The 22,554-nt window shown below is 66.7% G+C and carries 23 protein-coding genes, 1 pseudogene and 1 riboswitch; of the genes and pseudogenes, 6 read left to right on the top strand and 18 right to left on the bottom strand.

The features are described 5' to 3' along the window. Positions 1-40: 40 nt before the first annotated feature. The gene (locus tag ILP92_RS17630; RefSeq protein ID WP_235971570.1) at positions 41-1,357 is read left to right on the top strand and encodes a phospholipase D family protein; all 1,317 of its coding nucleotides are present in this window, start codon (positions 41-43) and stop codon (positions 1,355-1,357) included. Between the two features lie 592 nt (positions 1,358-1,949). Here the strand turns inward: ILP92_RS17630 and ILP92_RS17625 are convergent. Then, a complete protein-coding gene (locus ILP92_RS17625) occupies positions 1,950-2,816 on the bottom strand; it encodes a LysR family transcriptional regulator (protein ID WP_198917729.1) in 867 nt (288 codons plus the stop codon). 271 nt (positions 2,817-3,087) lie between these two features. On the opposite strand from ILP92_RS17625, the pseudogene ILP92_RS18640 reads away from it, so the two are divergent. The 4 genes and pseudogenes from ILP92_RS18640 to ILP92_RS17600 all read left to right on the top strand — a co-directional run bounded on the left by ILP92_RS18640 (position 3,088) and on the right by ILP92_RS17600 (position 5,821). Continuing rightward, positions 3,088-3,909, top strand: a pseudogene (locus tag ILP92_RS18640) (class I SAM-dependent methyltransferase). 96 nt (positions 3,910-4,005) lie between these two features. Then, entirely contained in the window at positions 4,006-4,458 is a 453-nt protein-coding gene (locus ILP92_RS17610) for a hypothetical protein (protein WP_198917726.1), read from the top strand. Between the two features lie 213 nt (positions 4,459-4,671). Then, a complete protein-coding gene (locus ILP92_RS17605; protein WP_198917725.1) occupies positions 4,672-5,154 on the top strand; it encodes a hypothetical protein in 483 nt (160 codons plus the stop codon). A gap of 10 nt (positions 5,155-5,164) precedes the next feature. Continuing rightward, positions 5,165-5,821 carry a hypothetical protein gene (locus ILP92_RS17600; protein WP_198917724.1) on the top strand — a complete coding sequence of 219 codons (657 nt, stop codon included), beginning with the start codon at positions 5,165-5,167 and terminating at the stop codon, positions 5,819-5,821. Positions 5,822-6,027: 206 nt separating this feature from the next. Here ILP92_RS17600 and ILP92_RS17595 read toward each other — a convergent pair whose 3' ends face one another. The 17 genes from ILP92_RS17595 to thiD all read right to left on the bottom strand — a co-directional run bounded on the left by ILP92_RS17595 (position 6,028) and on the right by thiD (position 20,751). Next, the gene (locus tag ILP92_RS17595) at positions 6,028-6,510 is read right to left on the bottom strand and encodes a hypothetical protein (RefSeq protein WP_198917723.1); all 483 of its coding nucleotides are present in this window, start codon (positions 6,508-6,510) and stop codon (positions 6,028-6,030) included. Continuing rightward, complete coding sequence (locus tag ILP92_RS17590) at positions 6,497-8,662, bottom strand: efflux RND transporter permease subunit (RefSeq protein ID WP_198917722.1); 2,166 nt, start codon at positions 8,660-8,662, stop codon at positions 6,497-6,499. Before ILP92_RS17590 ends, ILP92_RS17595 begins: the two co-directional genes overlap by 14 nt. Continuing rightward, entirely contained in the window at positions 8,659-9,156 is a 498-nt protein-coding gene (locus tag ILP92_RS17585; protein ID WP_198917721.1) for an isoprenylcysteine carboxyl methyltransferase family protein, read from the bottom strand. Before ILP92_RS17585 ends, ILP92_RS17590 begins: the two co-directional genes overlap by 4 nt. Further along, complete coding sequence (locus ILP92_RS17580; protein WP_198917720.1) at positions 9,153-10,211, bottom strand: type III polyketide synthase; 1,059 nt, start codon at positions 10,209-10,211, stop codon at positions 9,153-9,155. The genes ILP92_RS17585 and ILP92_RS17580 overlap by 4 nt, the downstream gene beginning before the upstream one ends. A 70-nt stretch (positions 10,212-10,281) precedes the next feature. Then, on the bottom strand, positions 10,282-10,668 hold the full coding sequence (locus ILP92_RS17575) for a cupredoxin domain-containing protein (protein ID WP_214650088.1): 387 nt from the start codon (positions 10,666-10,668) through the stop codon (positions 10,282-10,284). 394 nt (positions 10,669-11,062) lie between these two features. After that, a complete protein-coding gene (gene sorU, locus ILP92_RS17570; protein WP_198917718.1) occupies positions 11,063-11,386 on the bottom strand; it encodes a SorU family sulfite dehydrogenase c-type cytochrome subunit in 324 nt (107 codons plus the stop codon). Positions 11,387-11,441: 55 nt separating this feature from the next. Next, on the bottom strand, positions 11,442-12,626 hold the full coding sequence (sorT, locus tag ILP92_RS17565; protein WP_198917717.1) for a SorT family sulfite dehydrogenase catalytic subunit: 1,185 nt from the start codon (positions 12,624-12,626) through the stop codon (positions 11,442-11,444). A gap of 771 nt (positions 12,627-13,397) precedes the next feature. After that, positions 13,398-14,129 carry an ABC transporter permease gene (locus ILP92_RS17560; RefSeq protein ID WP_198917716.1) on the bottom strand — a complete coding sequence of 244 codons (732 nt, stop codon included), beginning with the start codon at positions 14,127-14,129 and terminating at the stop codon, positions 13,398-13,400. Beyond that, a complete protein-coding gene (locus ILP92_RS17555) occupies positions 14,126-14,851 on the bottom strand; it encodes an ABC transporter ATP-binding protein (RefSeq protein WP_198917715.1) in 726 nt (241 codons plus the stop codon). The genes ILP92_RS17560 and ILP92_RS17555 overlap by 4 nt, the downstream gene beginning before the upstream one ends. Then, entirely contained in the window at positions 14,848-15,519 is a 672-nt protein-coding gene (tenA, locus tag ILP92_RS17550; RefSeq protein ID WP_198917714.1) for a thiaminase II, read from the bottom strand. Before tenA ends, ILP92_RS17555 begins: the two co-directional genes overlap by 4 nt. Further along, positions 15,516-16,451 carry an ABC transporter substrate-binding protein gene (locus tag ILP92_RS17545; protein WP_198917713.1) on the bottom strand — a complete coding sequence of 312 codons (936 nt, stop codon included), beginning with the start codon at positions 16,449-16,451 and terminating at the stop codon, positions 15,516-15,518. The genes tenA and ILP92_RS17545 overlap by 4 nt, the downstream gene beginning before the upstream one ends. Then, on the bottom strand, positions 16,448-17,431 hold the full coding sequence (locus ILP92_RS17540; protein ID WP_198917712.1) for a HesA/MoeB/ThiF family protein: 984 nt from the start codon (positions 17,429-17,431) through the stop codon (positions 16,448-16,450). The genes ILP92_RS17545 and ILP92_RS17540 overlap by 4 nt, the downstream gene beginning before the upstream one ends. Further along, positions 17,428-18,024: a thiamine phosphate synthase gene (locus ILP92_RS17535; RefSeq protein ID WP_198917711.1), complete on the bottom strand. Its 597-nt coding sequence runs from the start codon at positions 18,022-18,024 to the stop codon at positions 17,428-17,430. The genes ILP92_RS17540 and ILP92_RS17535 overlap by 4 nt, the downstream gene beginning before the upstream one ends. Then, positions 18,021-18,791: a thiazole synthase gene (locus ILP92_RS17530; RefSeq protein WP_198917710.1), complete on the bottom strand. Its 771-nt coding sequence runs from the start codon at positions 18,789-18,791 to the stop codon at positions 18,021-18,023. Before ILP92_RS17530 ends, ILP92_RS17535 begins: the two co-directional genes overlap by 4 nt. A 1-nt stretch (position 18,792) precedes the next feature. Then, the gene (gene thiS, locus ILP92_RS17525; protein ID WP_198917709.1) at positions 18,793-18,990 is read right to left on the bottom strand and encodes a sulfur carrier protein ThiS; all 198 of its coding nucleotides are present in this window, start codon (positions 18,988-18,990) and stop codon (positions 18,793-18,795) included. Then, entirely contained in the window at positions 18,980-19,951 is a 972-nt protein-coding gene (locus ILP92_RS17520) for an FAD-dependent oxidoreductase (RefSeq protein WP_198917708.1), read from the bottom strand. The genes thiS and ILP92_RS17520 overlap by 11 nt, the downstream gene beginning before the upstream one ends. Further along, entirely contained in the window at positions 19,948-20,751 is an 804-nt protein-coding gene (gene thiD, locus ILP92_RS17515; RefSeq protein ID WP_198917707.1) for a bifunctional hydroxymethylpyrimidine kinase/phosphomethylpyrimidine kinase, read from the bottom strand. Before thiD ends, ILP92_RS17520 begins: the two co-directional genes overlap by 4 nt. A 56-nt stretch (positions 20,752-20,807) precedes the next feature. Beyond that, positions 20,808-20,908: riboswitch (TPP riboswitch) on the bottom strand. A gap of 815 nt (positions 20,909-21,723) precedes the next feature. On the opposite strand from thiD, the gene ILP92_RS17510 reads away from it, so the two are divergent. Beyond that, positions 21,724-22,419, top strand: coding sequence for a reverse transcriptase family protein (locus tag ILP92_RS17510; RefSeq protein WP_198917706.1), 696 nt, complete (start codon positions 21,724-21,726; stop codon positions 22,417-22,419). The last annotated feature ends 135 nt before the right edge of the window (positions 22,420-22,554 follow it).

Raw genomic sequence — 22,554 nt, 5'->3', positions numbered from 1 at the left:
GATTCCAGATCAAACCGGCCCTAACCGCGGGGGAAGGTCAATGGCACGGGCCGCCGAAGAAAGCCTCGATCTGCAATACTACATATGGGAGACCGACACGACCGGCTGGCTTCTCCTCGACGAGGTGCGCCGCGCCGCCGAGCGTGGCGTACGCGTGCGGCTGCTGCTGGACGACAACGGCATCCCGGGCCTCGACGCCGAACTTGCGGCTCTCGATGCGATGCAGAATATCGAGGTCCGGCTCTTCAACCCTTTCGTCCTGCGCCACCCGAAGCCCCTGAACTACCTCTTCGATTTCTTCCGCCTCAACCGGCGCATGCACAACAAGTCGATGACCGTGGACGGCGCGGTGACGATCCTGGGCGGACGCAACATCGGCGACGTGTATTTCGACCAGGGCACCGGGCCGCACCATTTCGACTTCGACGTCTTGGTCGCCGGTCCGACCGTCGCCCAGGTGGCGGAGAACTTCGACCGCTACTGGGACAGCCCGTCCGCCTATCCCGCCGGACTGATCCTGCCCCAGCCCGAGCCCGGTCCCACAACATCGCGCATCGTCGAAGCCGCCGTGCGCGAAGCGGAAACTTTAAGGGGATCGGCCTATCTCGCGGCGATCGCCGCGTCGGAAATCGTCGACCGGCTGCGCTCCGACACTCCGGATCTCCACTGGACCACGCTCGACTTCCTGACCGACGACCCGGCGAAGGGGATCGGTCGCGCGACGCAGGACCAGTTGATGGTCGAACGCCTGCCGGAGATTTTCGAGGGCGCGACGCAATCGGTCGACTTGGTCTCGGCCTATTTCATCCCTCGCGAACGGGGCGTGCGCATCCTGTCGGATCTCGCGGCGCGGGGCGTGCGGGTGCGCGTGCTGACCAATGGCCTCGCTTCGAACAACGTCGCGTCGGTGCACAGTGCCTATATGGGCTATCGCCGCCAGCTGCTCAGTGCCGGCGTTGAACTCCTGGAATTGCGGCCCGATCCTTCGGTTGCACCCGGCAGCAGGGCGTTCAGTATGCTCGCCGGATCGCCCGCAAGCTTGCACGCCAAGACCTTCGCCATCGACGGCGCGCAGGCGTTCATCGGCTCATTCAACTTCGACCCCCGCTCGGCAGCGCTGAACTCCGAAATGGGCGTGCTGATCGACAGCCCCAAGCTGGCAAGCCGGATCACCGCCGCGCTGGATGCCCCCGAGCTAACCTATTCGCTGGAGCTGACGCGGGATGAGAAGATCGTCTGGCGGGCGACGGATGCGGATGGGTCCGTGCACGAATTCCAAACGGAGCCGATGACAACCTTCCACGCCCGCGCGCTTGTCTGGCTCGGCAGTTGGCTACCGATAGAATGGATCCTCTGACGGCTTTCAAACCCGTGCCACCTTGCCCGTCACAGTCGATGTTCATTCGAAGCAAACATCCCGGTGGTGGCCCCTTGCCGGTGCAATACGACTGGCGATGTCGGCTTTCTGTCTGGAAGCGAAAGCGCACGCTCGCGTAGCGAACGTCCGCTCTCCGCCCGAGATCTCTTTTGCCTTGCTGGCGCGGCGAACCACAGCTGTTCCGCCTATAACGGACGATGAGCATCGCCGAGCTGACCGCCTGCTCCATCGCCTCGGCGGCCTACAGAACGGAGCGAACCTCGGCCGTGAGGTGAAACGTTCCGCCGCCGCCGAGGACCAGTATTGCGTCGAAAACCCCTTCGGCCAGCGCGAGGCGACGGCTGACCGCCGAGGTATCGACGCCCGGAAGCTACGCGGCACTCGTGACCGACCCGCCCTTTTCCAGCCTGAGCACGATGCGAAAATCGCGTCCGTCGGGATCCATCCATGGATCTCATATCCCGGACGCGGGCGGCGGCGTTCAGCCCCGCAGGGGGATGGCGACGGCCCTTAACTGGCGCGTGAGCTCCGCCTCGTAGGCCTCGTAGGCGGCGATGACGATCTCCCGCAATCAGGTGTTGCCGGGATCGCTCGCGTAGCGCGCCGACCACGCGAAGCGCATCGGGAAGTTCGTGGGTGCTGCGACCGGCTCCAGCACCTCCAGCTCGTAGGTGCGCCACATCTCTTCCATGACGAAGGTCGGCTGTGTGGTGAGCAGATCCGTCCCGGCCAGCATCGAGCCGACCAACGGGAAATACTGCACCTTCGCGCCCAGCGTGCGCGGCCGGTTGAGCAGGCGTTGCTCCTTCTCGACTGGCGTGCCGCCGGTATCTTCGACGGCGTCCTGAAGATAGCGATACTGCGCGGCCGTGTCGGCGCTCAAATCCTTGGCGGCGGGGTGACCCTTGCGCGCAAAGCTGAAGAAGGTGATCGGCGGAAGGTCGACCGACTGGATTCCGTCGACGAGATGCGCAGGACCGCCGATATGCAGCAGTTCGATCAGCCCGTCGACAAGGTCGTTCTGGTTTGTCGGCTTGATCCGGACCCATTCCACCATGGCGTTTGGCGCGGCCTGGTGAAGGGTTTTGGTCACCCTCACGATCAAGGCGGGCGAGGCATGCAGCCCGATCCGGAAGACGCGGTCGGTGGTGGCGGGATCGAAAGGTTCGGGCGGCTTCAGCGCGCGGCGCAATCCGCGCAGCACCGGCGTAAGCTCGTCGGCCAGCAACAGCGCCTGCGGTGTCGGCCGCATCCTGCCGCCGACGCGCACGAGAAGCGGGTCGTCGAATTGCGTCCGCAGCCGCCCCAGAGCATGGCTCACGGCCGAGGGTGTTAGGTGCAGCCGATCCGCCGCGGCAGCGACGCTGCCTTCCTCGATCAGCGCTTCGAAGGTCGCAAGCAGGTTCAGGTCGATCTTGTGTAACTGAATTTGGCTCATTGCGGCCTGAAATCGGTTCGCTGGACTGGATCGAGCCTGCGGCGGATCCTGCCATCATGTCGAATGAGTTACGACAGACGTGACGAGACCGCTCCGCCAAAAGTCTGAAAATCAGGCAAGATTTCGGTGGAGACGCGCACGCCCGGCCCATGAGGCGTCGGACATACGAGAAACCTGAAACGCGTTCAGGACGCACTCCCAGTCGCGGGCTTGTAAGGGGCCCGACCTTAAACGTGCATACCGACGCATCCCGCGAACGAAAGGACGACCAATGACAGTCATCGAAGAAACGAAGACACCCCATGCCGCGCGCAGCGGTGACGCCAACGGCCGGATCTGGGGCGCGCGCGCCGCCGATTGGGCCGATATCCAACAGCCGCAATGCGCACCGGCCTATCACGCGGTCTTCGACAAGGCGGTGATCGGGGCGGAAACGCGCCTTCTGGACGCGGGTTGCGGCGCTGGTCTGGCTCTGCAGATTGCCGCCGAACTTGGCGCATCTGTGGCCGGTGTGGACGCCTCGCCGGCGCTGCTGGAAGTTGCGGCCAAGCGCCTGCGCGGCTGCCGACTGAATCATCGCGACCTGTAGCAGCTGCCGTTCGAAGACGACGCGTTCGATGTCGTGACCGGCTTCAACGCATTTCAATACGCCGATCCGGTCGCCGCCCTGCGCGAGGCCCGCCGCGTCACCCGGCCCGGTGGCAAGGTCTTTATCATGACCTGGGGCGAGCCGGGCAGCATGGAGGCGACCGCCCTTGTCGCCGCGCTCAAACCGTTGCTGCCGCCGCCGCCGGCGAACGCGGCCGGGCCTTTCTACCTGTCCGAGCAGGGCAAACTGCAAGAGCTCGCCGCGTCGGCCGGGCTGGACCCGCAAGAGGTGTTCGACGTGCCGCTACAATGGATCTATCCCGACCTGGCCACCGCGCTGCGCGGCCTCGGATCTTCGGGCGTGGCCGTCAAGGCGGCCGAAACCAGCGAACAGAACGCGCTCGACGCCGCGCACCAGGCCGCCCTTGCAGCCTTCGTCCAGCCCGACGGCAGCTACCGCATCGGCGCATCCTTCCGCGTTCTGATGGCCAACGCTCAGGCCTGATGCGGTATCATCTCGGGATCAGGCGTGGCCAGGTCCCGGAATTTCTTCCCCCATGGCGCATTGACCCGCGCCGCTAAGAACAAAAGGACTATCTCTATGAGCACACGCTTCACCGCCGCCATGGCCTTCACTGCGATCGGCATCGCTATGGCCGCAGCCGCCACGGCCCAGCCGTCCGACAATTTCATCATCCACCAGATCGACCAGACCCCGCAGGAGGCCGCGAAGCTGATCCGGGACCACATCGCGACAAGCGACGACTGGTCGCTCAACGCCGAGTTCGAGATCATGGGGGGCAAGGCCGTCGGCATGAAGGTCTGCTTCAACGCTATGCGCGGCCATGTCGTCGCCGCCGGGCTGCACAACCTCGCCATGATGCCCTGCGGAAACCTTGCCTTCTACACCGAGGCGGACGAGCTGACCTACCTGTCAATGCTGGACGTGTCCTACCTGACGACACTCTCCCCGCATCCCGAACTCGAAAAGGGCGTCGCGCTGGCACGTCCGGCCTACGCCGCCCTATTTTCCGACGTGCTCGGAGTGGAGTGAGGCGCAGCGCCCGCGCGACAGGTTGGAATACTCTGCCACTGCGCGGGGCAGCGCGTCATTCGACTGCCCGGTTGTTCGGCGCGGGCTATTGCAGCGGACCGATACGGAAGACTTTCGCTTGGGAACCAGGCGAGGGCTGCGATAGGCTTGGTCCAACCGAAATCCATCGCGTCGTTCAGCCACCGGCTTTTCCGGGACAAGGAGAAGATCGTCATGACCCAGATCCTTCAGATCGCCGCCATCGCGCTGACAACGCTCGGCGCCGGTGCCGCGACGATGAAAGTGATGAACGATGACATCCCCGACCTGCAGGTGCCGGACGGCGCCTGGAAGGACGATGGGGCGCTCGACGGCCGGTCCTTCGATATCCTGGGAACCGACGAGGGCAGCGGCGCCGTCCTCGAAGACCTCCTGATCTTCAAGGACGGGACCTTCCAATCCGTCGACTGCCAGAACTACTGCGATTTCGGCTGGTCCGACTACCGGACCAAGGAAATCGACGGTGTGATCCACTTCGCCGTCACCACCATCTGCCCCGACGCACCGCACACCGTGGTCTTCTATGGCCAGGTCGACGGCGATGACATCACGCTGGATTCCACCTGGACCACCCGTCGCTGGTACTGGACCAACCAGATCGTGCTGACCGCCACGGGACAGGACGTGACCGACGCCATCTCCGGCGTTCCGGGATGAGTGTCATACATTGAACACCGCGGCCACCCGTCCGGGCACGATCCTGCTGCGGGTGGGGCTCCTGATCCTGTTGCTGGTGGTGTCCACCTGGGGCGCGCACGAAATCCGCGATGCGCTGAACCTGCAGGTCCGGCCCGACAACGAGCAGCAGGTCCACCGGGCGATCACGCTGGGTGCGGTCGCCTATATCGGGCTCTTGGCGCTGCCCTTCGTGCCGGGGGCCGAGATCGGGCTGGCGATGCTCGCAGGCTTCGGCGCGGCCATCGCGCCATTGATCTATGTCTGCACCGTCGCGTCCATGACGCTCGCCTTCATCGTCGGGCGTTTCCTGCCGATCCGCGCGCTGGAACGGCTGCTTTCGCTCCTGCGCCTGCGCCGCGCTGCCGCATTGGTGGCCCGCGCGGCACCCCTGTCGGGCGACGACCGGCTGGCCATGCTGCTCCAGGGACAGTCGGGATCCGTTCTCAGATTTGCGCTGCGGCACCGATACATCGCGCTGGCCCTGGCGGTGAACACGCCGGGAAACTCGATCATCGGCGGCGGCGGTGGCATCATGATGCTGGCGGGCCTGAGCGGCATCTTCTCGCCCGTCTTCACGCTGCTGACCGTGGCGCTCGCCGTCTCTCCTGTCCCCTTCGCCGTGGCCTTTTTCGGACTTCGGCTTTGAGCGATCCTTGGCATTTTCAAAACTAGGAAAACCGGTGTCTTCGAGTGAACTGACCTGCTCCCCGGAAACTGCCGGGGAATGTCACTCACCACGAGCGTTACGTCGGCGCCCCGGGCTCGCTCCTGCGCCTCGGAGAACCGGCCCACCGGAACGACGACATGCCGGGGGTCTTCCGAGCCTAGACATCGCGTCGTGCGGTTCACCGATCAGCGCGTGAAGCGGATATCGGCCATCACGGTTCCCTCGGCCCGGTGACGCGACAGGAACCGCAGCGTATCGCCCGACAGGGTCCACGTCACCGTCTGCGAGACGTCGATGCCGGTGTCGGGATCGGTGGCGGAAAAGGCGAACGCGACGCGGTCGCCCTCGCTCCGGCCCACCACGGATGTCTGGCCGCGGCCCTCGGGATCGGACCAGAAGCCGCGCAACCGGTCGTCGGGCCGCCGCGCCAGCGCCCCGTCGATGTCGAAGCTGCGGCCCGGAACGGCACACCGGCCCCGGACGCGCAGGCGGGCGTTGTCGGCCTCCCACGTGTTCTGAAGGCGGCAGCGCACCGCTTCGTCGGGCGAGGACGGCGCCCGGCGCGCGACGCCCGAACCGGACCAGTCGCCCGCCATGTCCGGCAACGGATCGGCGGCGGCCGCAGCCGCGAGCAGCGAGAGCGCGAAAGCAAGGCTAGGGACGCGCATGGCGGTCTCCGATCATCAGAAGGGCGGGCAGAAGCACAATGTCGGTCAGTAGCGCTGCCCAAAGGCTGGCGATCAGCGCCAGGCCGAAATGCGCCACAGGCGCGAAGACGCTGAAAAGCGTGACCGCCATCGCGCCCGTCAGCAGAAGCGTCGTCAGCACGATCACACCGCCCGCGCCCGACAGGGCCTCGGACAAAGCGTTTCGCCTGTCGCCGCCGGGGCCCAAGGCGCGGTGAAAGCGGATCACGATGTGGATCGTGTCGTCGATCGCGATGCCGAACGCGACGGTCAGCGCCAGCGTCACCGGCGGCGTCAGATGCCCGCCCTGCAACAGATGCGGCAGGCTGCCGACCAGAAGCACCGGCAGCAGGTTCACGATCAAGAGCGTCGGCAACAGTCGCAGGTTGTAGCGCGCCGCGGCGACGACCAGCGCACCGCCCGCACTCGCCAGAAGCAGACCGAAGGACAGCTGGCGGACCAGTTCGACCGATCCGTGCCGCATCACCGCAGGCAGCCCGATCACCCGTGCGGCCCCCGCGCCCAGCGCCGCGGCCTCGATCGCGTCATAGCGGGCCAGCGTGGCTTCCGAGCGCATGGGCTCGGGCATGGCCACCGCGAAGCGCAGGGTTCCGTCATCGGGATCGCGCAGCCGCTCGGTCACGGTCGCGGGCAGGCGGGCCAGCGTGTCGGGCGGCGGCGCAATGCCGGGATCTCCGTGCCAGCGGGCAAGCGCGACCTCCGACAGCACGCTGTGCTCCGTCGCCACCGCTTCGACCGCGGTGACGGCATCGCGCAACGCCCCCCAATCGGCGCCGGGCGGCATCTCGACCCAGGCGCGATAGACGCCGCCGAACCCGTCGGCGATCCGGTCGTTCGCCGCGGCAAGCGCGCTCGTTTCGGGCAGGTGGGACGAATAGGGAAACCAGGGCGTCGTGGCCCAGAAGCCCGCGCCCGCCCCGGCGAGCGCCAGAAGGCCCGCCGCCACCCAGGCGCGCGGCCTGGCCGCCGCCGCCATGCCGCAGGCCAGGGCCACGCGCCCCGCGCGGGTGCCGACGGGCCGCGGCCCGGGCGCCAGCAGCGCGGCCAGCGCGGCGAAGGTCGGTAGCAGAAGCGCCATTCCCACGACCGCGCCCACGGCCCCCAATATCCCGAAATCGCGGACCTGCGCGTTCGGGGTCACCAGCACCGCCAGGAAGGCGATGCCGGTCGTCGCCGCGGTCAAGACGCTCGCCGGGCCAACGGCGCTGAGCGTGTCGGTGATCCGCCGCGACAGCACGCCCTCGGTCCGCGCCAGGTGCACGCTCAGATGCATCCCGTTGGCGACGCCGATGACCAGCACCAGCATCGGGATCACGTTGTTCAGAACGGTGATCGGCAGGCCCAGCCACGCCGCGATCCCGATCGTGGCGACCATCCCGGGCAACGCGGGCAAAATCGCCAGCGCCGCAAGCCGGACCGTGCCGAGACTGAGCCAGGCCAGGATCGCCGCAAGGCCGGTTCCGGCCAGGTCGAGACGCATCAGGTCGCGCGCAAGGGCGGTGCGGATCGTGTCTTCCACGACGCCGGGTCCGGTGATCGCCACCGACGCGCCCGCCGCCCGGATCGGCGCGGCACGGGCCTCCAAGATGTCCGGGATCGCGCCGCGCCCGCCCGCCTCCGGCTCCAGCGTGGCCACGATCAGCAGCGCCCGATCGGTGAAGGTGACCGGCAACCCGGTCTCCAGCGCCTCGAACTCCGCCAGCCGCCGGGACAGCTCGCCCTGATCGAGATCGGGCGGGATCACCGGGGCGTCGGGCCGGGTCGGGTGGCCCGGCGGAAAGCGCAGCGCGAAGGGCGAGGCGACGGCCACGACGCCCGGGTCCAGCTCCAGGTCCAGCGCCAGCCCCCGCGCCGCCTCGATCTGCGGTATCGTCAGGCGCGGATCGCCTTCGATCAATATGGCCGCCTCGGCTCCCGCCCCGGCGAACCGGGCCTCGAAGTCGCGCTGCGCCTGCGACAGGGGGCTGTCCGACAGGAACACCCGGTTGATGTCGCTGTCGAAGGCCAGCGTGCCCACGCGGACCAGCGACAGCGCCACAAGCGCCGTCACCGCGGCAAGGGTCAGGATCGGGTGCCCGGCCAGCCGACCCGTCAGGCGGCCCAACGCCGTCACGAAGCGCGCAAGCTCTTCAGCGCGTCGTCCTCGGCGCGGATGCGGATCGCAAGCACACCCGCGTTCAGGATCGAAAAGATCACCGCCACCCAGACCAGCCCCAGCACCAGCGGTGCCACAGCGATTTCAGCCACCACCAGCGCGTAGTTCGGGTGTTTCACGAACCGATACGGCCCCCGGGCGACCAGCGGTTCGTCGAGCACGATGATCCGCGTGGTCCAGCGTCTGCCCAAGCTGCCAAGGATCCACAGCCGCACCCCCTGCAGCACGACGAAGACGGCCAGCCAGCCGGGCTGCACCGCCGCATCGTGACCGAACAGCGCCAACGCCCCCAGCCACGCGGCGTGCAGCGCGACGATCAGCTTGTAATGCTCGGGTGCGACCTCGCGCGCGCCCTGCGCCAGAAGTCGCCGCGTGTTGCGCCGCGCGAGGACCAGTTCGGACAGGCGCTGGACGACCAGGAAGCCCAGGAACAGCGCGGCACCCAGGCTCACGCCGCGGCCTCGACCTTGATCGGCTGGAACGCGCCGGTGAACCCGGGGCCCAGCGCCATGGCCATCATCTGACCCGACGCGCCGGAGGCCAGCACCCGCTCGAGCACGAACAGGACCGTGGGCGCGGACATGTTCCCCGCATCCCGCAGCACCTCGCGCTCGGCCGCGAGGTCGCCCTGTGGCAGGTGCAGCGCCCTCTCCAGCGCGGTGACGACCTTCGCGCCGCCCGGATGGCAGACGAAGCGGTCGATCTCGTCATGTCCCAGCCCGCATGCCCCAAGCGCCGACGCCGCCGCGTCTTCCATGTGCGTGTTCACGAAATCGGGGATCGCACGGTCGAAAACGACGCCAAGCCCGGTATCGTCCACGTCCCATCCCATGATCCCCAGCGTATCGGGCCAGGTGATCTGGGTGCCCGGCGCCAGCGCGATCGCCCGCCCGCCCGGCTGCGCGTCCGACAGGCACGCCGCCGCCGCGCCGTCGCCGAACAGGACGGTGGCGATGATGTCCGCCTTTTCCAACCTGTCGGTGCGAAACGACAGGGTGCAGGCTTCGACCACGACGAGAAGCACCTTGCTATCGGGGGTCGCCGCGGCCATCGACCGGGCGATCGACAGGCCCGACACGCCACCCGCGCAGCCAAGCCCGAAGACGGGCACCCGCAGCACGTCCCCCCGAAAGTCCATCCGCGCCATGGCGCGCGCTTCCAGGGTCGGCGTCGCCACGCCGGTGGACGACACGGTGACGATGCAATCGACCTCTTCCGCGTCCCAACCGGCCGCCGCAAGCGCCGCGCCCGCCGCCTGCACGAAAAGATCGGTCGCGCCGGTCAGATAGGCCGCGTTGCGGTCGCTCCAGCCATGCGCGGCCTCGAACCAGTCGATCGGCACGACCGAGTGGCGCTTGTCGATCCCGGCGCTGACAAAGGTCGACAGAAGGCGCTCGAACTGGGGATATTTCGGACCCAGCAGCGCCTTGGCCCGATCCTGCACCAGGTTTTGCGGCAGAACGTGCGGTGGAAGTGCGGTGGCGAGCCCGTGCAGGAAGACATCCATGGCAACCACTACCTTTTCACCCGGTTACAGACCTTCAACCGGTTATAGATCGCTCAGCGCCGAAGGCGCGTCACGACGGCGCGACCACGATGGTGCCGATCATCCCGGACCCGAAATGGGGATCGCAGAAGTAGCGATACGTGCCCGGCACGTCGAAGGTGATGCGGTGGATGCCGCCGGACGGGATCGGACCGGAATCGAAAGCCGCGGCCCCCGCGGGCAGGATCACGGTCTGCCGCTTGGCGGCGGTGTCGGGCCTGGTCGAAACCGTGTGGGTGAAGCCCGAGATATTGCGGAATTCCACCGTGTCGCCCGCGGCGATCCGAAGATCGCTCGGCGCGAAGGTCAGCGACGGCGTCATCTGGACGATCGCGTCCACGCCGGGATCGACCGTGTCGTTCAGTGCGGGACCGGACGCCACACAGGCAGCAACGGCAAGCGGAGCGAGCAAGATCATGGGGATTTTCATCATCTATCCTTTCCAGTGCAGTGCCAATCGCGGATCGCAAGATCGCGCGGGCCGCAAGCACCGGCTGCCTTGCGAAGGTCACTAGTGCGTACACGGATTTGCGCGCACCGATTTGCGAAATCGCAAATCCGGGCGCTTCGGTCCTGATCCAGCAAAGTATTTTCCCGTTTATTCAACAGGATTTCTCGCGTCAGAAGGATGTGACAGGCGCTGACGAGACTCAGGGATTGTCCGTGTCGTCCGCGTGCCATCCCGAATTGGGCAGTTGCCGACGCGCGTCTCGAGGCAAAGTTGAACGTAAAGGAAAGCGCACAGCCGCGGACCGTCGCGCATGGCTGTCCAGCAATGCCCGTCTGGCTTGGCGCTTCCAGCGATTGTCGGCTTATTGCCCGGCCACGCTCGCGACGTAGCGCGCCACGGCGTCGATCTGTGCTTCCGTCAACGCCTCCCCGAAGGCCGGCATCACGCCGACACCGTCGTGAACTGCAATCCTGACCCGGGCCTCATCCGGCATCAGCTTGTCGAGGTTCGGCCCGATCTCGCCTTCGCTTCCCGCATCCGAAAGCATGTGACAGACGGCACAGGCGGGCATGTCGCCGCTGCCTTCCAGGAATATCTGCTTGCCCAGATCCTCTGCCGCGACCTGAACCGCAGGAAGTGCGATCGCGATGACACCTCCCAGAAGACCGCGCCTGATGCACGCCATAGGATTCCCTCCCTAAGTGAAGCCCGCCCCTCGACCGGGGCGGGCAAGGCCGCTGTCAGCTTACCGTGACATCGACGGCGTGAGCCGACCACCCGTTGTGGCCATAGCCGCGATGGTTCGGCGGGAAGTCTTCCGGCTGCGACGCCCCGCCCACGGTGGTCGCGCGACTGGCGATCCGGTACGTGCCCGGCTCCAGGTCCGTCGCGATCACGAACGAGCGCCACGCATAGGGCCCAAGGTCCGGGCCGGTGAACCGCGCCTCGGACCACGTGGCCCCGCTGTCGGTCGAGACCTCGACCGTCGCCAATTCCTCGGTCCCACCGAGGGCGACGCCCATGACCAGCACGCGGCCGGACGACGCGTCCATGAGCGGCTGGGTCACCCAGGACTTCACGTTCATCTCGAACATCGACGGCTGGTCGGGCGCACCTTCCACGCCCACATCGCGTATCCGATAGCCGGATTGCTGGATCTTGGCCTGGGTCTCCGCCTCGGTGAAGGCCAGGCGCTTGACGTGCTTGACGTTGTTCACGCCGTAATAGCCCGGCACGACAAGACGAAGCGGCCCGCCATGCGCCAGCGGCAGCGGCTCGCCGTTCAGGTTCCAGGCCAGCAGGGCCTGCTCGTGCGCTGCGATCGGAACCGACCGCTCGACCATCACCGAAAGCGGATCGATCCCGTCGGGAATGCTTTCGCCCCCGGTGCCCGTCATCCACTGGACACCGTCCGCGACGCCGCCAAGCGCCTCGACAAGGCTGGCCACGGGAACGCCGGTCCAGATCACGTTGCCGGCCGCGCCGGTCAGCCATTGGGATCCGCTGGTCTCGTGCTCGAAAAAGCCACGGCCATTGCCCGAGCATTGCAGCACGCTCGCCACCTGCGCGACGTCCAGTCCCTTCAGCTCGGCAAGCGTGATTTCCCGCGGGTCCGACACGCCTTCGACCGACACGGTCCAGGCCTCCGGGTCCCCCACGTCGTCCTCGGTCAGGCTTGGCAGGTTGTTGCGCACGAACAGCAGGTCGTTCGGCGTGACCACGCTGCCGATTTCACCGCGCAAGGTTTCCAGCGTGTTTTCCGAATGCTGGATGAATGCGCCGGGCTCTTTCCAGGCAACGTAGTCGGGCAGCGCGGTGTCCTGGGCAAGCGCGGATCCAGCGCCCGACCCGACCACCGCGCCCGTACACACCGTCCCTGCGGCACCGACAAGAAAGTGGCGACGCGGAATTGTCATCTTGTCCATGATACGATCCTCCCTGATCTTGTTCTTGCGCCGGTGGCAAAGCGATTTGCGGGCTTTGCGGCGCGAGTCGGCAATCAGCTGACCTGAAGCTCAGGTCAGTAACCATCAGAGTACCACCGCCATGGCCCGCCGCATATAGCCGCGATCAATCGCCTTCCTCGGGCGCGGGCACCGCCCTTGCGGCTGCAAGCCAAAAATACGGCACGTTCGGGGATCAAGTGGCGGAGAGACAATCCGAAAGCAAGAAGCCTGAAACCATCTAAGGCATTGTTTTAATGATATTTGTTCAATCGACGTGCTGCAAGTTGTGTAGCAAAATGTGCAGCAAAAATGGCGAAGATGGCGATCTAACGTTACTCGGGCTGAAAAAACCATGCCCTAGAATACACCGTTCAAGCTCAATACTCTGGCCCATCGCGGCCCCTTCCAGCAATAGTTGGCAATGGTCAAGTTTCTGATCACAGCTTGAAGCAGCTGCGCTTCCGGCCCTAAGCGACCGATCGACCTCCACGTGAGCAACATCCGCTTCGCGCCGTAACCTGGTCGTTCTCAAGTGAAGCTGGTCGCTCTAACAGCTGCCGTTCGCGATGAAGCTCTTCAAGGTCCGGCAACGTGGCGCCCGTCATGCTCCGTTGAGAGTGGCCTCAGCCGGGTAGCCGACCTTCATGCTAAGCGCAGCGAATGGCGGTGCTGAACCGAAGGCGTGACCCGGTCCTTCGGGCCTGAAACGGAGAGGCCTGCTCAATTTTCAAGCCAAACTGGGAGCGTATGTCAGCCATCCCACAACCGTCGGCAGACTACGTCGACAGCAGCATGAAGGAGGAGCGTCAGGACCGCGAGAACGATTAGCGCGGCGAACATCAGGTCGATCTTCGCGCGTCCGTTTGCCAGCAGCATGAGGTAGCCGAGCCCCTGGGAGGCGCCGACCCATTCGCCGATGATCGCGCCGATGGGGGCATAGACGGCGGCGAGCCGCAGCCCCGAGGCGAAGCCCGGCATCGCGGCCGGCACCCGGATGCGCCACAGGGTCCGGCCGGGCGAGGCTTTCATCACCCGGGCGAGTTCCAGCCAGCCGGGCGGCGTCCGCATCAGGGCATCGAAGAAAGCCGACGTAACGGGAAAGTAGATAATGAGCAGGGCCATCGCCACCTTGGACCAGAGCCCGTAGCCCAGCCAGAGCGTCAGGATCGGCGCCAGCGCGAATACCGGCACCGCCTGGCTGAACACGAGCATCGGGCGCAGGACCGACCGGGTGAGCGGGGAGGCCACCAGCAGGATCGCCGAGGCGAAGCCAAGCGCGGCGCCAAGGCCGAGACCGAGCAGGACTTCGGCCGCGGTCACCAACGCATGCTCGGCGATCAGCGCGCGGCTGGTCCAGAACGTGACGAAGACCAGATCCGGGCCGGGCAGGATGAAGCGGGGCAGGTCCGCCAGCGTGACCACCGCCTGCCAGGCGAGGAGGGACACGAGCGCGACGCCCGTGATGTGAACCGTGCGCCTCATCGCGCCTCCATGAGCAGCCGCAGCAGGCGGCCCTGGAAACCGAGCGTCTCGGGCGCGTCGTAGAGGCGGGGCGTGGGGGCCGCGGGCGGGGTGACGCAGCTGACGCCGCCTGCGGTCATCAGCAGCACGTTGTGCCCCAGCCGCGCGGCCTCGGCGGCGTCATGCGTCACGTGCAGCACGGTGCGCCCTGCCAGCACCTCGGCCGCGAGGTCCTGCATGAGCGCGCGCGAGCGCGCATCGAGGGCCGAGAAGGGCTCGTCCAGGAGCACTACGGGCCGATCCTCGATCAGGGTCCGGGCCAGCGCGGCCCGTTGCCGTTGCCCGCCAGACAGGGCATGCGGCCGCTTCGCGGCATGATCGGCAAGTCCGACGCGCCCCAGCACCTCGCGCGCACGGCCTCGTTGCGGGGCCATGCCCCGCAGCCGCGCACCAAGGGTGACGTTCGCGGTCACGTCGAGCCACGGCATCAACAGATCGGCCTGCGCCATCAATGCCACCCGCCCGCCCAGCGGAGCGCCGTCGCCCGCCGCCACCTTGCCGTCAAAGGCGACTTCGTCGCCCAGACCGGCGAGCAGGCGCAGGAGCGTCGATTTGCCCACCCCCGACGGGCCGAGCAGGCAGGTCCATTCCCCGGGAGGAGCGTCGATGGAGATCGGGCCGAAGATCGGTGCGCCGTCGATCGTCGCACGCCCGGACAGGTGCAGCGCCGGTGGGGCGGTCATCCGCGCAGGCCCATGCCCCAGAAATCGACCTCGAGCCGGGTCGCCGTTTCGAAGCGGGCGCAGAGGCGGGGCCAGCGGGGGCTGTCCCGGGGCGTCGTTCCGAGCCGGCGGGTGATCGCGCCGTCGATCAGCGCGCCGACCTCGTCACAGGTTTTCTGATAGTCCGCGCCCGCGTAGGTTTCGATCCAGTCGGCATAGGGCGTCCTGTCCGCCGCCGACGCCAGCCGCGTGCCGATCTCGCCGTAGCCGAGCACGCAGGGCGCGAGGGCCGCCATCAGGTCGAGAAAGTCGCCGGAATGGCCGGCATCGAGGACATAGCGGGTATAGGCGATGTTCTGCGGCGCCTCGCGTGCCGCGAAGAGGTCCGCCTCGGGGATGCCCTCGGCGGCGCAGGTGGCGACATGCAGGCGCATCTCGTCGTTCAGCAGCGCATGGACGGTGGCGGCGCAGGCGCGCATCTCGTCCAGCGTCTCGGCCTTGGTCACGGCCAGCGCCCATGCGCGGGAGAAGTGGACAAGGAACAGGTAGTCCTGCACGAGGTAGCGCAGGTAGGCCGCGCGCGGCAGCGTGCCGTCCCGCAGCCCCTCGACAAAGGCATGGCGGGTGTAGTCGTGCCATGCATCGCCTGCGGCTTCGCGCCAGAGCGGGAAAGTCGCGCCGTAGCTCATTGCGCCCTCAGATCGATGGCAAGGTCCGAGACGGGGCGCGTTCCCTCGATCAGCCCGGCCTCGTGCAGGAAGGTCTCGAAGCGGGCGTAGCGGCCCTGATCCAGCGCCTCGGGGCGCAGGGCGAAACGCGGGATCGTGTCGGCCCAGGCTCGTTCGTTCAGCTCGTCCCGCAATTCGGCCGAGGTGGCGGCGAACATCTCCCAGCTTTGCTGCGGGTGGTTGACGATGAACTGCGTCGCCTTTTCTGTCGCACCAAGGAAGCGTCGGATCATGTCGGCGTCCATCGTCTCGGGGTTGGCGACGTAGATCAGTTCGTCATAGGTCGGCACGCCTTCCTCCTCGGGATAGAAGCACCGGCCCGGCACGCGCTCGATCTCCATCTGGTTCAGCTCGAAGTTGCGGAAGGCGCCGATGACCGCGTCGACCTGGCCGGACATGAGCGCGGGCGAGAGCGACCAGTTGACGTTGACCAGCTCGATATCGCCGGTCTCCAGCCCGGCCTGTCCCAACATCGCCGACAGCAGCGCCTCTTCTACCCCTGCCACCGAGAAACCGACCTTGCGGCCCGCGAGGTCCGCGATGTCCCCGATGGGGCCGTCCTTCAGCACCAGAAGGCAGTTGAGCGGCGTGGCGACGAGCGTGCCCACCCGGATCAGCGGCATGCCCTCGGCCACCTGTAGATGCAGTTGCGGCTGATAGGAAATGGCCAGATCGGCACGCCCGGCCGCGGCCATCTTGGGCGGGTCGGAGGGATCGGCCGGGGCGATCACCTCAACCTCAAGCCCCGCATCGGCGAAATATCCCTGCTGTTCGGCGATGATGATGGGTCCGTGGTCGGGGTTCACGAACCAGTCGAGCATGACGGTCATCCGGTCCTGCGCGGCGGCAGGCGTGGCGATCAGCAAGGCGAGGGTGGTCAGGGGTGCTTTCATCGGGTCTCTCCGGTCGGGTCGCCCATGGCGACAAGGTAAATCTTTCCGTCCCACACCGAGGCCAGCCGTTCCGCCGCGGCCCAGGACCGCAGGCCGGAACGGCAGCAGAGCACGGCGCGCTGGCCGGGCGCGGGAACGGGGCCGTCTGGCCCGAGTGCCGTGAAGGGCAGTCGGCGGGCAGTGGGACGCACCAGCGGCGCCTCGTCTGCGGCCCGCAGGTCGACGACGAAATCGGTTTCGGCGATATCGAACGGCGCGAGAAAGCGCGGCTGGCGTTCCGGCTCAGTCGCCCCCGCAAAGCGGAACCCGCCAGAGCGGAAGGTCCGCGCGTCGAAGGTTGAGAGCCGGCCCAGCGGCGACGGCGCGATGCCCGCCAGCAGCGCCACCGCCATCTGCGCCTGTAGGGCGCCGATCACTCCCACGACCGGCCCCAGAACGCCGTCGTCGGCGCAGGACCCGGCGCGCTGCGGCAGGTCCGGGAACACGGCGCGCAAGCTTGGTCCGCCGCCGCAGAAGACCCCGGCATAGCCGTCCAGACCGATCACCGAAGCGCTGACCAGCACCTGCCCGGCGGCGTGGCAGGTATCCGACAGGATGTAGCTTGCCGCGAAGCTGTCGGCGCAGTCGAGCACGAGATCGACATCCTGGCAAAGCGCTGCCGCATTGGCCGGGTCGAGCGCGGCGGCGAGCGCCTCGACGCGGCATTCGGGGTTCAGGGCGATGACATGTGCGGCGGCAGCCTGCGCCTTGGGGCGGCCGATATCGGCCTCGCGGAACAGCGTTTGGCGGTGCAGGTTCGACACCTCCACGCGGTCGGGGTCGACGAGCCGGATGCGCCCGACGCCCGCACCGGCGAGATATTGCAGCACCGGCGCGGCAAGCCCGCCCGCGCCGACGACCAGCACATGCGCATCCCGCAGGCGGGCCTGTCCGTCTGCGCCGAATTCGGGCACGGCGATCTGGCGGGCATAGCGGGTCATCGCGTCGTCTCGATCCACTGGCGCAGGCGCGCCTCGGGGTCGGCATGCAGGGTGATGTCGGTGACGGCCGATACGATGTTGGCCCCGGCCTGAAAGGCACCCGCCGCGCGTTCAACGCTCATCCCGCCGATGACGACGAGGGGCAGATCGCCGATCAGCCGTTTCCATTCGGTCACGCGCTCAAGACCCTGCCGTTGCCACTTCATCTTCTTGAGGATCGTCGGATAGACGGGCCCAAGCGCCACGTAGTCGGGTGAAAGCGACAGCGCCCGGTCCAGTTCCACATAATCGTGCGTGCTGATGCCCAGTTTCAGACCGGCCCGGCGGATCGCGGGCAGGTCCGCCTCGTCGAGATCCTCTTGTCCCAGGTGCACCCAGTCGCAGCCGAGTTCGATGGCCACCCGCCAGTGATCGTTGACCACCAGCACCGCGCCGTGCCGGCGGCACAGCGCCTGCGCCCGCGCCATAACCGCTCGCAACTCGGTCTCGGGCGTGTCCTTGATCCGCAACTGCACCAGCGTCACGCCAAGGGGCAGGGCGCGTTCCAGCCACTTTGGGCTGTCGAAGATCGGATAGAAGCGGTCGAGGCTCATGAGAGGAACGCCTTGCCAATCACCGGCGTCGAGGGTGCGGCCATGTCGCGCGGCTCCATCGGGTCGGCATGATAGGCCAGTCGCCCGGCCTCGACCGCCCGGGCGAACGCCTCGGCCATCGCCGCCGGATCGCCCGCCTTTGCAACAGCGGTGTTCAGCAGCACCGCGTCGAACCCCATTTCCAGCGCCATCGCTGCCTGGCTGGGCAGGCCAAGGCCCGCATCCACGACCATCGGCACGTCGGGAAACTGCGCGCGCAGCGTGCGCAGCCCATAGATGTTGGTCAGCCCCAGCCCGGTGCCGATGGGGGCGCCCCAGGGCATCAGGACCTCGCATCCGGCGTCGAGCAGCCGGTCTGCCAGCACAACGTCCTCGGTCGTGTAGGGATAGACCTGGAAGCCGTCCTCGGTCAGGATGCGCGCCGCCTCGACCAGGCCGAACGGGTCGGGCTGAAGTGTGTCGGCATGGCCGATCACCTCGAGCTTGATCCAGTTCGTATCGAACAGCTCGCGCGCCATCTGTGCCGTTGTGACCGCCTCGCGCACCGAATGGCAGCCCGCGGTATTGGGCAGAAGCGTCACGCCGAGGTCGCGCACCAGATTCCAGAACGCTGCGCCGCCCCGCTCGGCCCCCGCCTCGCGGCGGACGGAGACGGTGGCGATTCCCGCGTCGGAGCGGCGGAACGCTTCGGCCAGCACGCTTGGCGAGGGATACTGCGCCGTGCCGAGCATGAGGCGCGAATTGATTTCCGTGCCGTAAAGCTGCATTTCAACCTCCCTGCCGGGGCGCGACGATCTCGACCCGGTCGCCGGGGGCAAGTGCGGTCTGCCCGCGCGCCGCCGCGGGCACGAAGGTTTCGTTGACGGCGGTGGCCACCTTGCCGTCGCCATGGCCGAGTTCGTCCAGAACCCCGGCCAGCGTGTCGGCGCGCACCTCGGTCATGGTGCCGTTGATCTCAATCATCATGCCAGAACTCCGGTCTTGTGCGGTCGCAGGCCGCTTCGACTGCCATCCGTGCCAGTGCGGGGGCCAGCAGGAAGCCGTGACGGAAGAGGCCGTTGACGTGTATCGTGTCGCCCTGCCGGCTGAGGCGGGGCAGGTTGTCAGGAAAGGCGGGGCGGGCATCGGCGCCGATCTCTACCAGCTCTGCCTCGCCGAAGACCGGGTGCAGCGCATAGGCGGCCGACAGCAGTTCGAGGACGGAGCGGACGCTGCGTTTGCGGTCGTCGCTTTCGATCTGGGTTGCGCCCAGCATGAACAGCCCGTCCGCGCGCGGCACCACATAAAGCGGAAAGCGCGGGTGCAGCAGCCGGACCGGGCGGTTCAGGCGGATGTCGGCACTGCGCAGCACCGCCATCTCGCCCTTTACCCCGCGCAGATCCGGCAGGCGGTCACGCGCCGCCAGCCCCCGGCAATCGAAGGTCAGGCCCTCGGGCCGGCCTTGTTCGGCGACGAAAGCGACGCCCGCGCTCTCCAGCCGAGTGCGCAGGTGGGCAAGTGCGGCGCGCGGATCGAGATGCGCTTCGCCGGGAATATGCAGCGCCCGGTCGAACCGGCCATCCAGATCCGGCTCCAACGCGGCGAGCCCTTCGGCGTCAAGCGTCTGGTGTCCCGCGACACGCCGCCCGAAGCGGTCCAGCTCGCGCCGGTCGCGGCCAAGCGTCAGCACGAGGGTTCCCTGCCGGGTGACGGCCACGCCCTGACGTTCCCACCAGCCGGCCGCCTCCTGGCCCTGCCGGACGACCGGTGCCTCGGCCGTTTCGCTTTCGCAGAACGGGGCCAGCATCCCGCCGGCCCACCAGGAACAGCCGTGGGGCCCCGGCCGGGGCACCGGGTCGAAGACCGTGACATTGCAGCCCTGTCCGACAAGTTCCGCCGCCACGCACAGCCCGGCGACGCCGGCCCCCAGAACGCGGGCCCGCATCATCGCCAGTCCTCGTGGAAATGATGCACGGGTCCGTGACCGCCGCCGATGCCCAGCCCATCCGCCGCACGGATCGCGCCGTGCAGCCAGGCCTGCGCCCGCCGCACCGCCTGTTCGACCCCGGCGCCCCTGGCCAGTTCGGCGGCGATGGCCGAAGACAGGCTGCATCCCGTCCCGTGGGTGTTGCGGGTTGCAATCCTCGGCTGCTCGAACGCGGTGACGCCCGATGCCGTGACCAGCCGGTCGATGCAGGTCGGTCCCGCCGCATGGCCGCCTTTCATCACCACGGCCCGCGCGCCAAGCCCGAGCAGGGCCCGGCCCTGGGCTTCGGTCTCGTGCGCGTCGCATGCCGGGCTGCGGTGCAGCAGGCGCGCGGCCTCGGGCAGGTTCGGCGTCAGCACGTCGGCACGGGGCAGCAGCCATTCGATCAGAGCGGCCTCGGCGTCCCGCGCCAGCAGCGCGTCCCCGGACTTTGCGATCATCACCGGGTCGAGCACGACCGGACCGGTGTAGCCCGTGATCGCCTCGGCGACGGCGGCGACGATCTCTGACGAGGCCAGCATGCCGATCTTGATGGCCTGGGGCGGGATGTCGTCGAGCACGGCGGCGATCTGCGCCCCGATGACGACGGGCGAGACGCCTTCGACCGCGAAGACGCCGCGTGTGTTCTGTGCGGTGATGGCGGTGATCGCGCTTGTTCCGTAGACACCCAACGCCGAGAACGTCTTGAGATCGGCCTGAATCCCTGCGCCGCCGCCACTGTCGGAGCCTGCGATGGTCAGTGCGGTTGCGTGTCTCGTCATCGCTTTCCCCCAACCGGCGACGGAAGGAGGGCGAAAAGGCGGCAGCCGTCGGCCGTGCCAGGTCGTGCTCCGTTCCCTACGCCGGTATTAGCCGGATCAGGTTCGATGGGTCGGCTTGCGCCTCTCAGCCCCAGACAGGGCACCCCAACGGATTCGAGGATTACGTTAGCAACGGGAGAGGGGGCCTACAACAATGTTCCTTGCGCAGCAGTATCGCTGCGTCTCGAGAGACACCGTGATGAGGAATCCACTCCGTGGATCGCGTCGCCGAACGAAGGGAAAATGGTGCAATTGCCGCGTTCGATAGATTGCTTGGCTCACCGCAGCGGACAGATTCGAACCTCCGAGTAACGGTTTTCGAGACCGTTTTTTGGGGCAGGGTGGGGATGCCTTACCCTATGTTTATATGGGTCCGCGCGATCTTTATGCGCGAGTTCGGCACGCTGGCCGGTTAAATACGGTATAGTTGGACGGCATAGCATCTTAGGGGCACACTACCACCTTGCCAGGCGACTTCCCCATCCGACTCGGAAACGGGATCAGGAGATTGTCCGCATCACGCCCTGGGGGCGAAAGTCTTACTGAAGACAAGATTATTCGCGGCGCGTGGGGTCAATTCTCTCCACGCGGCGAGATGAGCGATGTCGTGGACGGCCCAAACCGTTCATCCACACGATCGTAGCGAAAAGCGGATTTGAGCCTCTGGTGCCCAGCCACTGTATAGATCTCTATTCGAAATCATATCGGCGCTCTTGACCATATGGCGCTGCGTCACCACTAGATCTGGTATGTCCATGGTCGCCATGGCGTCCGACGTGAAGCTGGACCTGTCCATGCGGATCGTGCGCCACGGAGACCTCGCCAAGGTGGCTGTTGCCGCTGAGGTGTCTGTCGTCGCGGCCATGCCGTGCGAAGAGGATGGGTGTCCGTCAACGGTCGGGATTGTATGAGCGGAGGACCCGAGCGAAGAATATGGCGAAGACACTATTCGAAGAAGTCAGAAGCGAGCATAACATTTTCGCAGCTTGGCGACACGTCAAGCGCAGCGCTTTGACCTCAGGCAATTCCGGTATTCGTGGCAAAGCCTACGAATTCGAACATGCTCATCAGCGCCACCTAAGGCGCATCATTAGTCAACTGCGCATGGGCAAGCTTTCCTTTGATCCCGTCGAGGGCGTCCTGAAGGACAAGCGCAAGCGTCTTGCAGCAGGCAAAGATCCACGGCCCATCGCAATATCCACTATCCACAACCGTGTCGTGCAGCGGGCAATCCTACAGGTTCTACAGCCACGGCAAGCGCGTGACCTGCGCGACCCGGACACTCGATATGAAACAATTCGCGACGATAGGCTGGGGCGCATCAACGACGTCAACAGATCAAAGTATGGCGTTGGAGGTCTGATCTACCCTCATGGCGGTGTCCGCCCCGCCATCGAGACAATCATGGCAGCAATCGACGGCGGCGCAAAATTCTACTTTCAGTCCGACATTCGGGCGTTCTTCACCAAGATCCCGACAGACAAGGTGATCGACTTCCTTCGGCGAGAAACCGGGGACGAAGCATTCGTTGACCTATTCGCCAAAGCTCTTGAGGTTCACTTGGCGAATGAAGATGAGCTTGTTGGCTACGCGCACCTGTTTCCGAAGGGCGGAATCGGCGTTGCTTAGGAGTCTTCTCTTTCGGCCTTTGCGGGAAATGTGTTGCTTTACGACATGGATCAGAAGTTGAATACGATCAGCGTGACGGCAGTAAGATACATTGACGACATGCCCGCGAAGAAATCGGGCGCTGGCGACACCACT

Origin of the sequence: Palleronia pontilimi (assembly GCF_016412875.1) — a bacterium.
GTDB lineage: Bacteria > Pseudomonadota > Alphaproteobacteria > Rhodobacterales > Rhodobacteraceae > Palleronia > Palleronia pontilimi.
The sequence above is the reverse complement of the archived record's forward strand: the minus strand, read 5'-3'. Positions and strand labels throughout refer to the sequence as shown.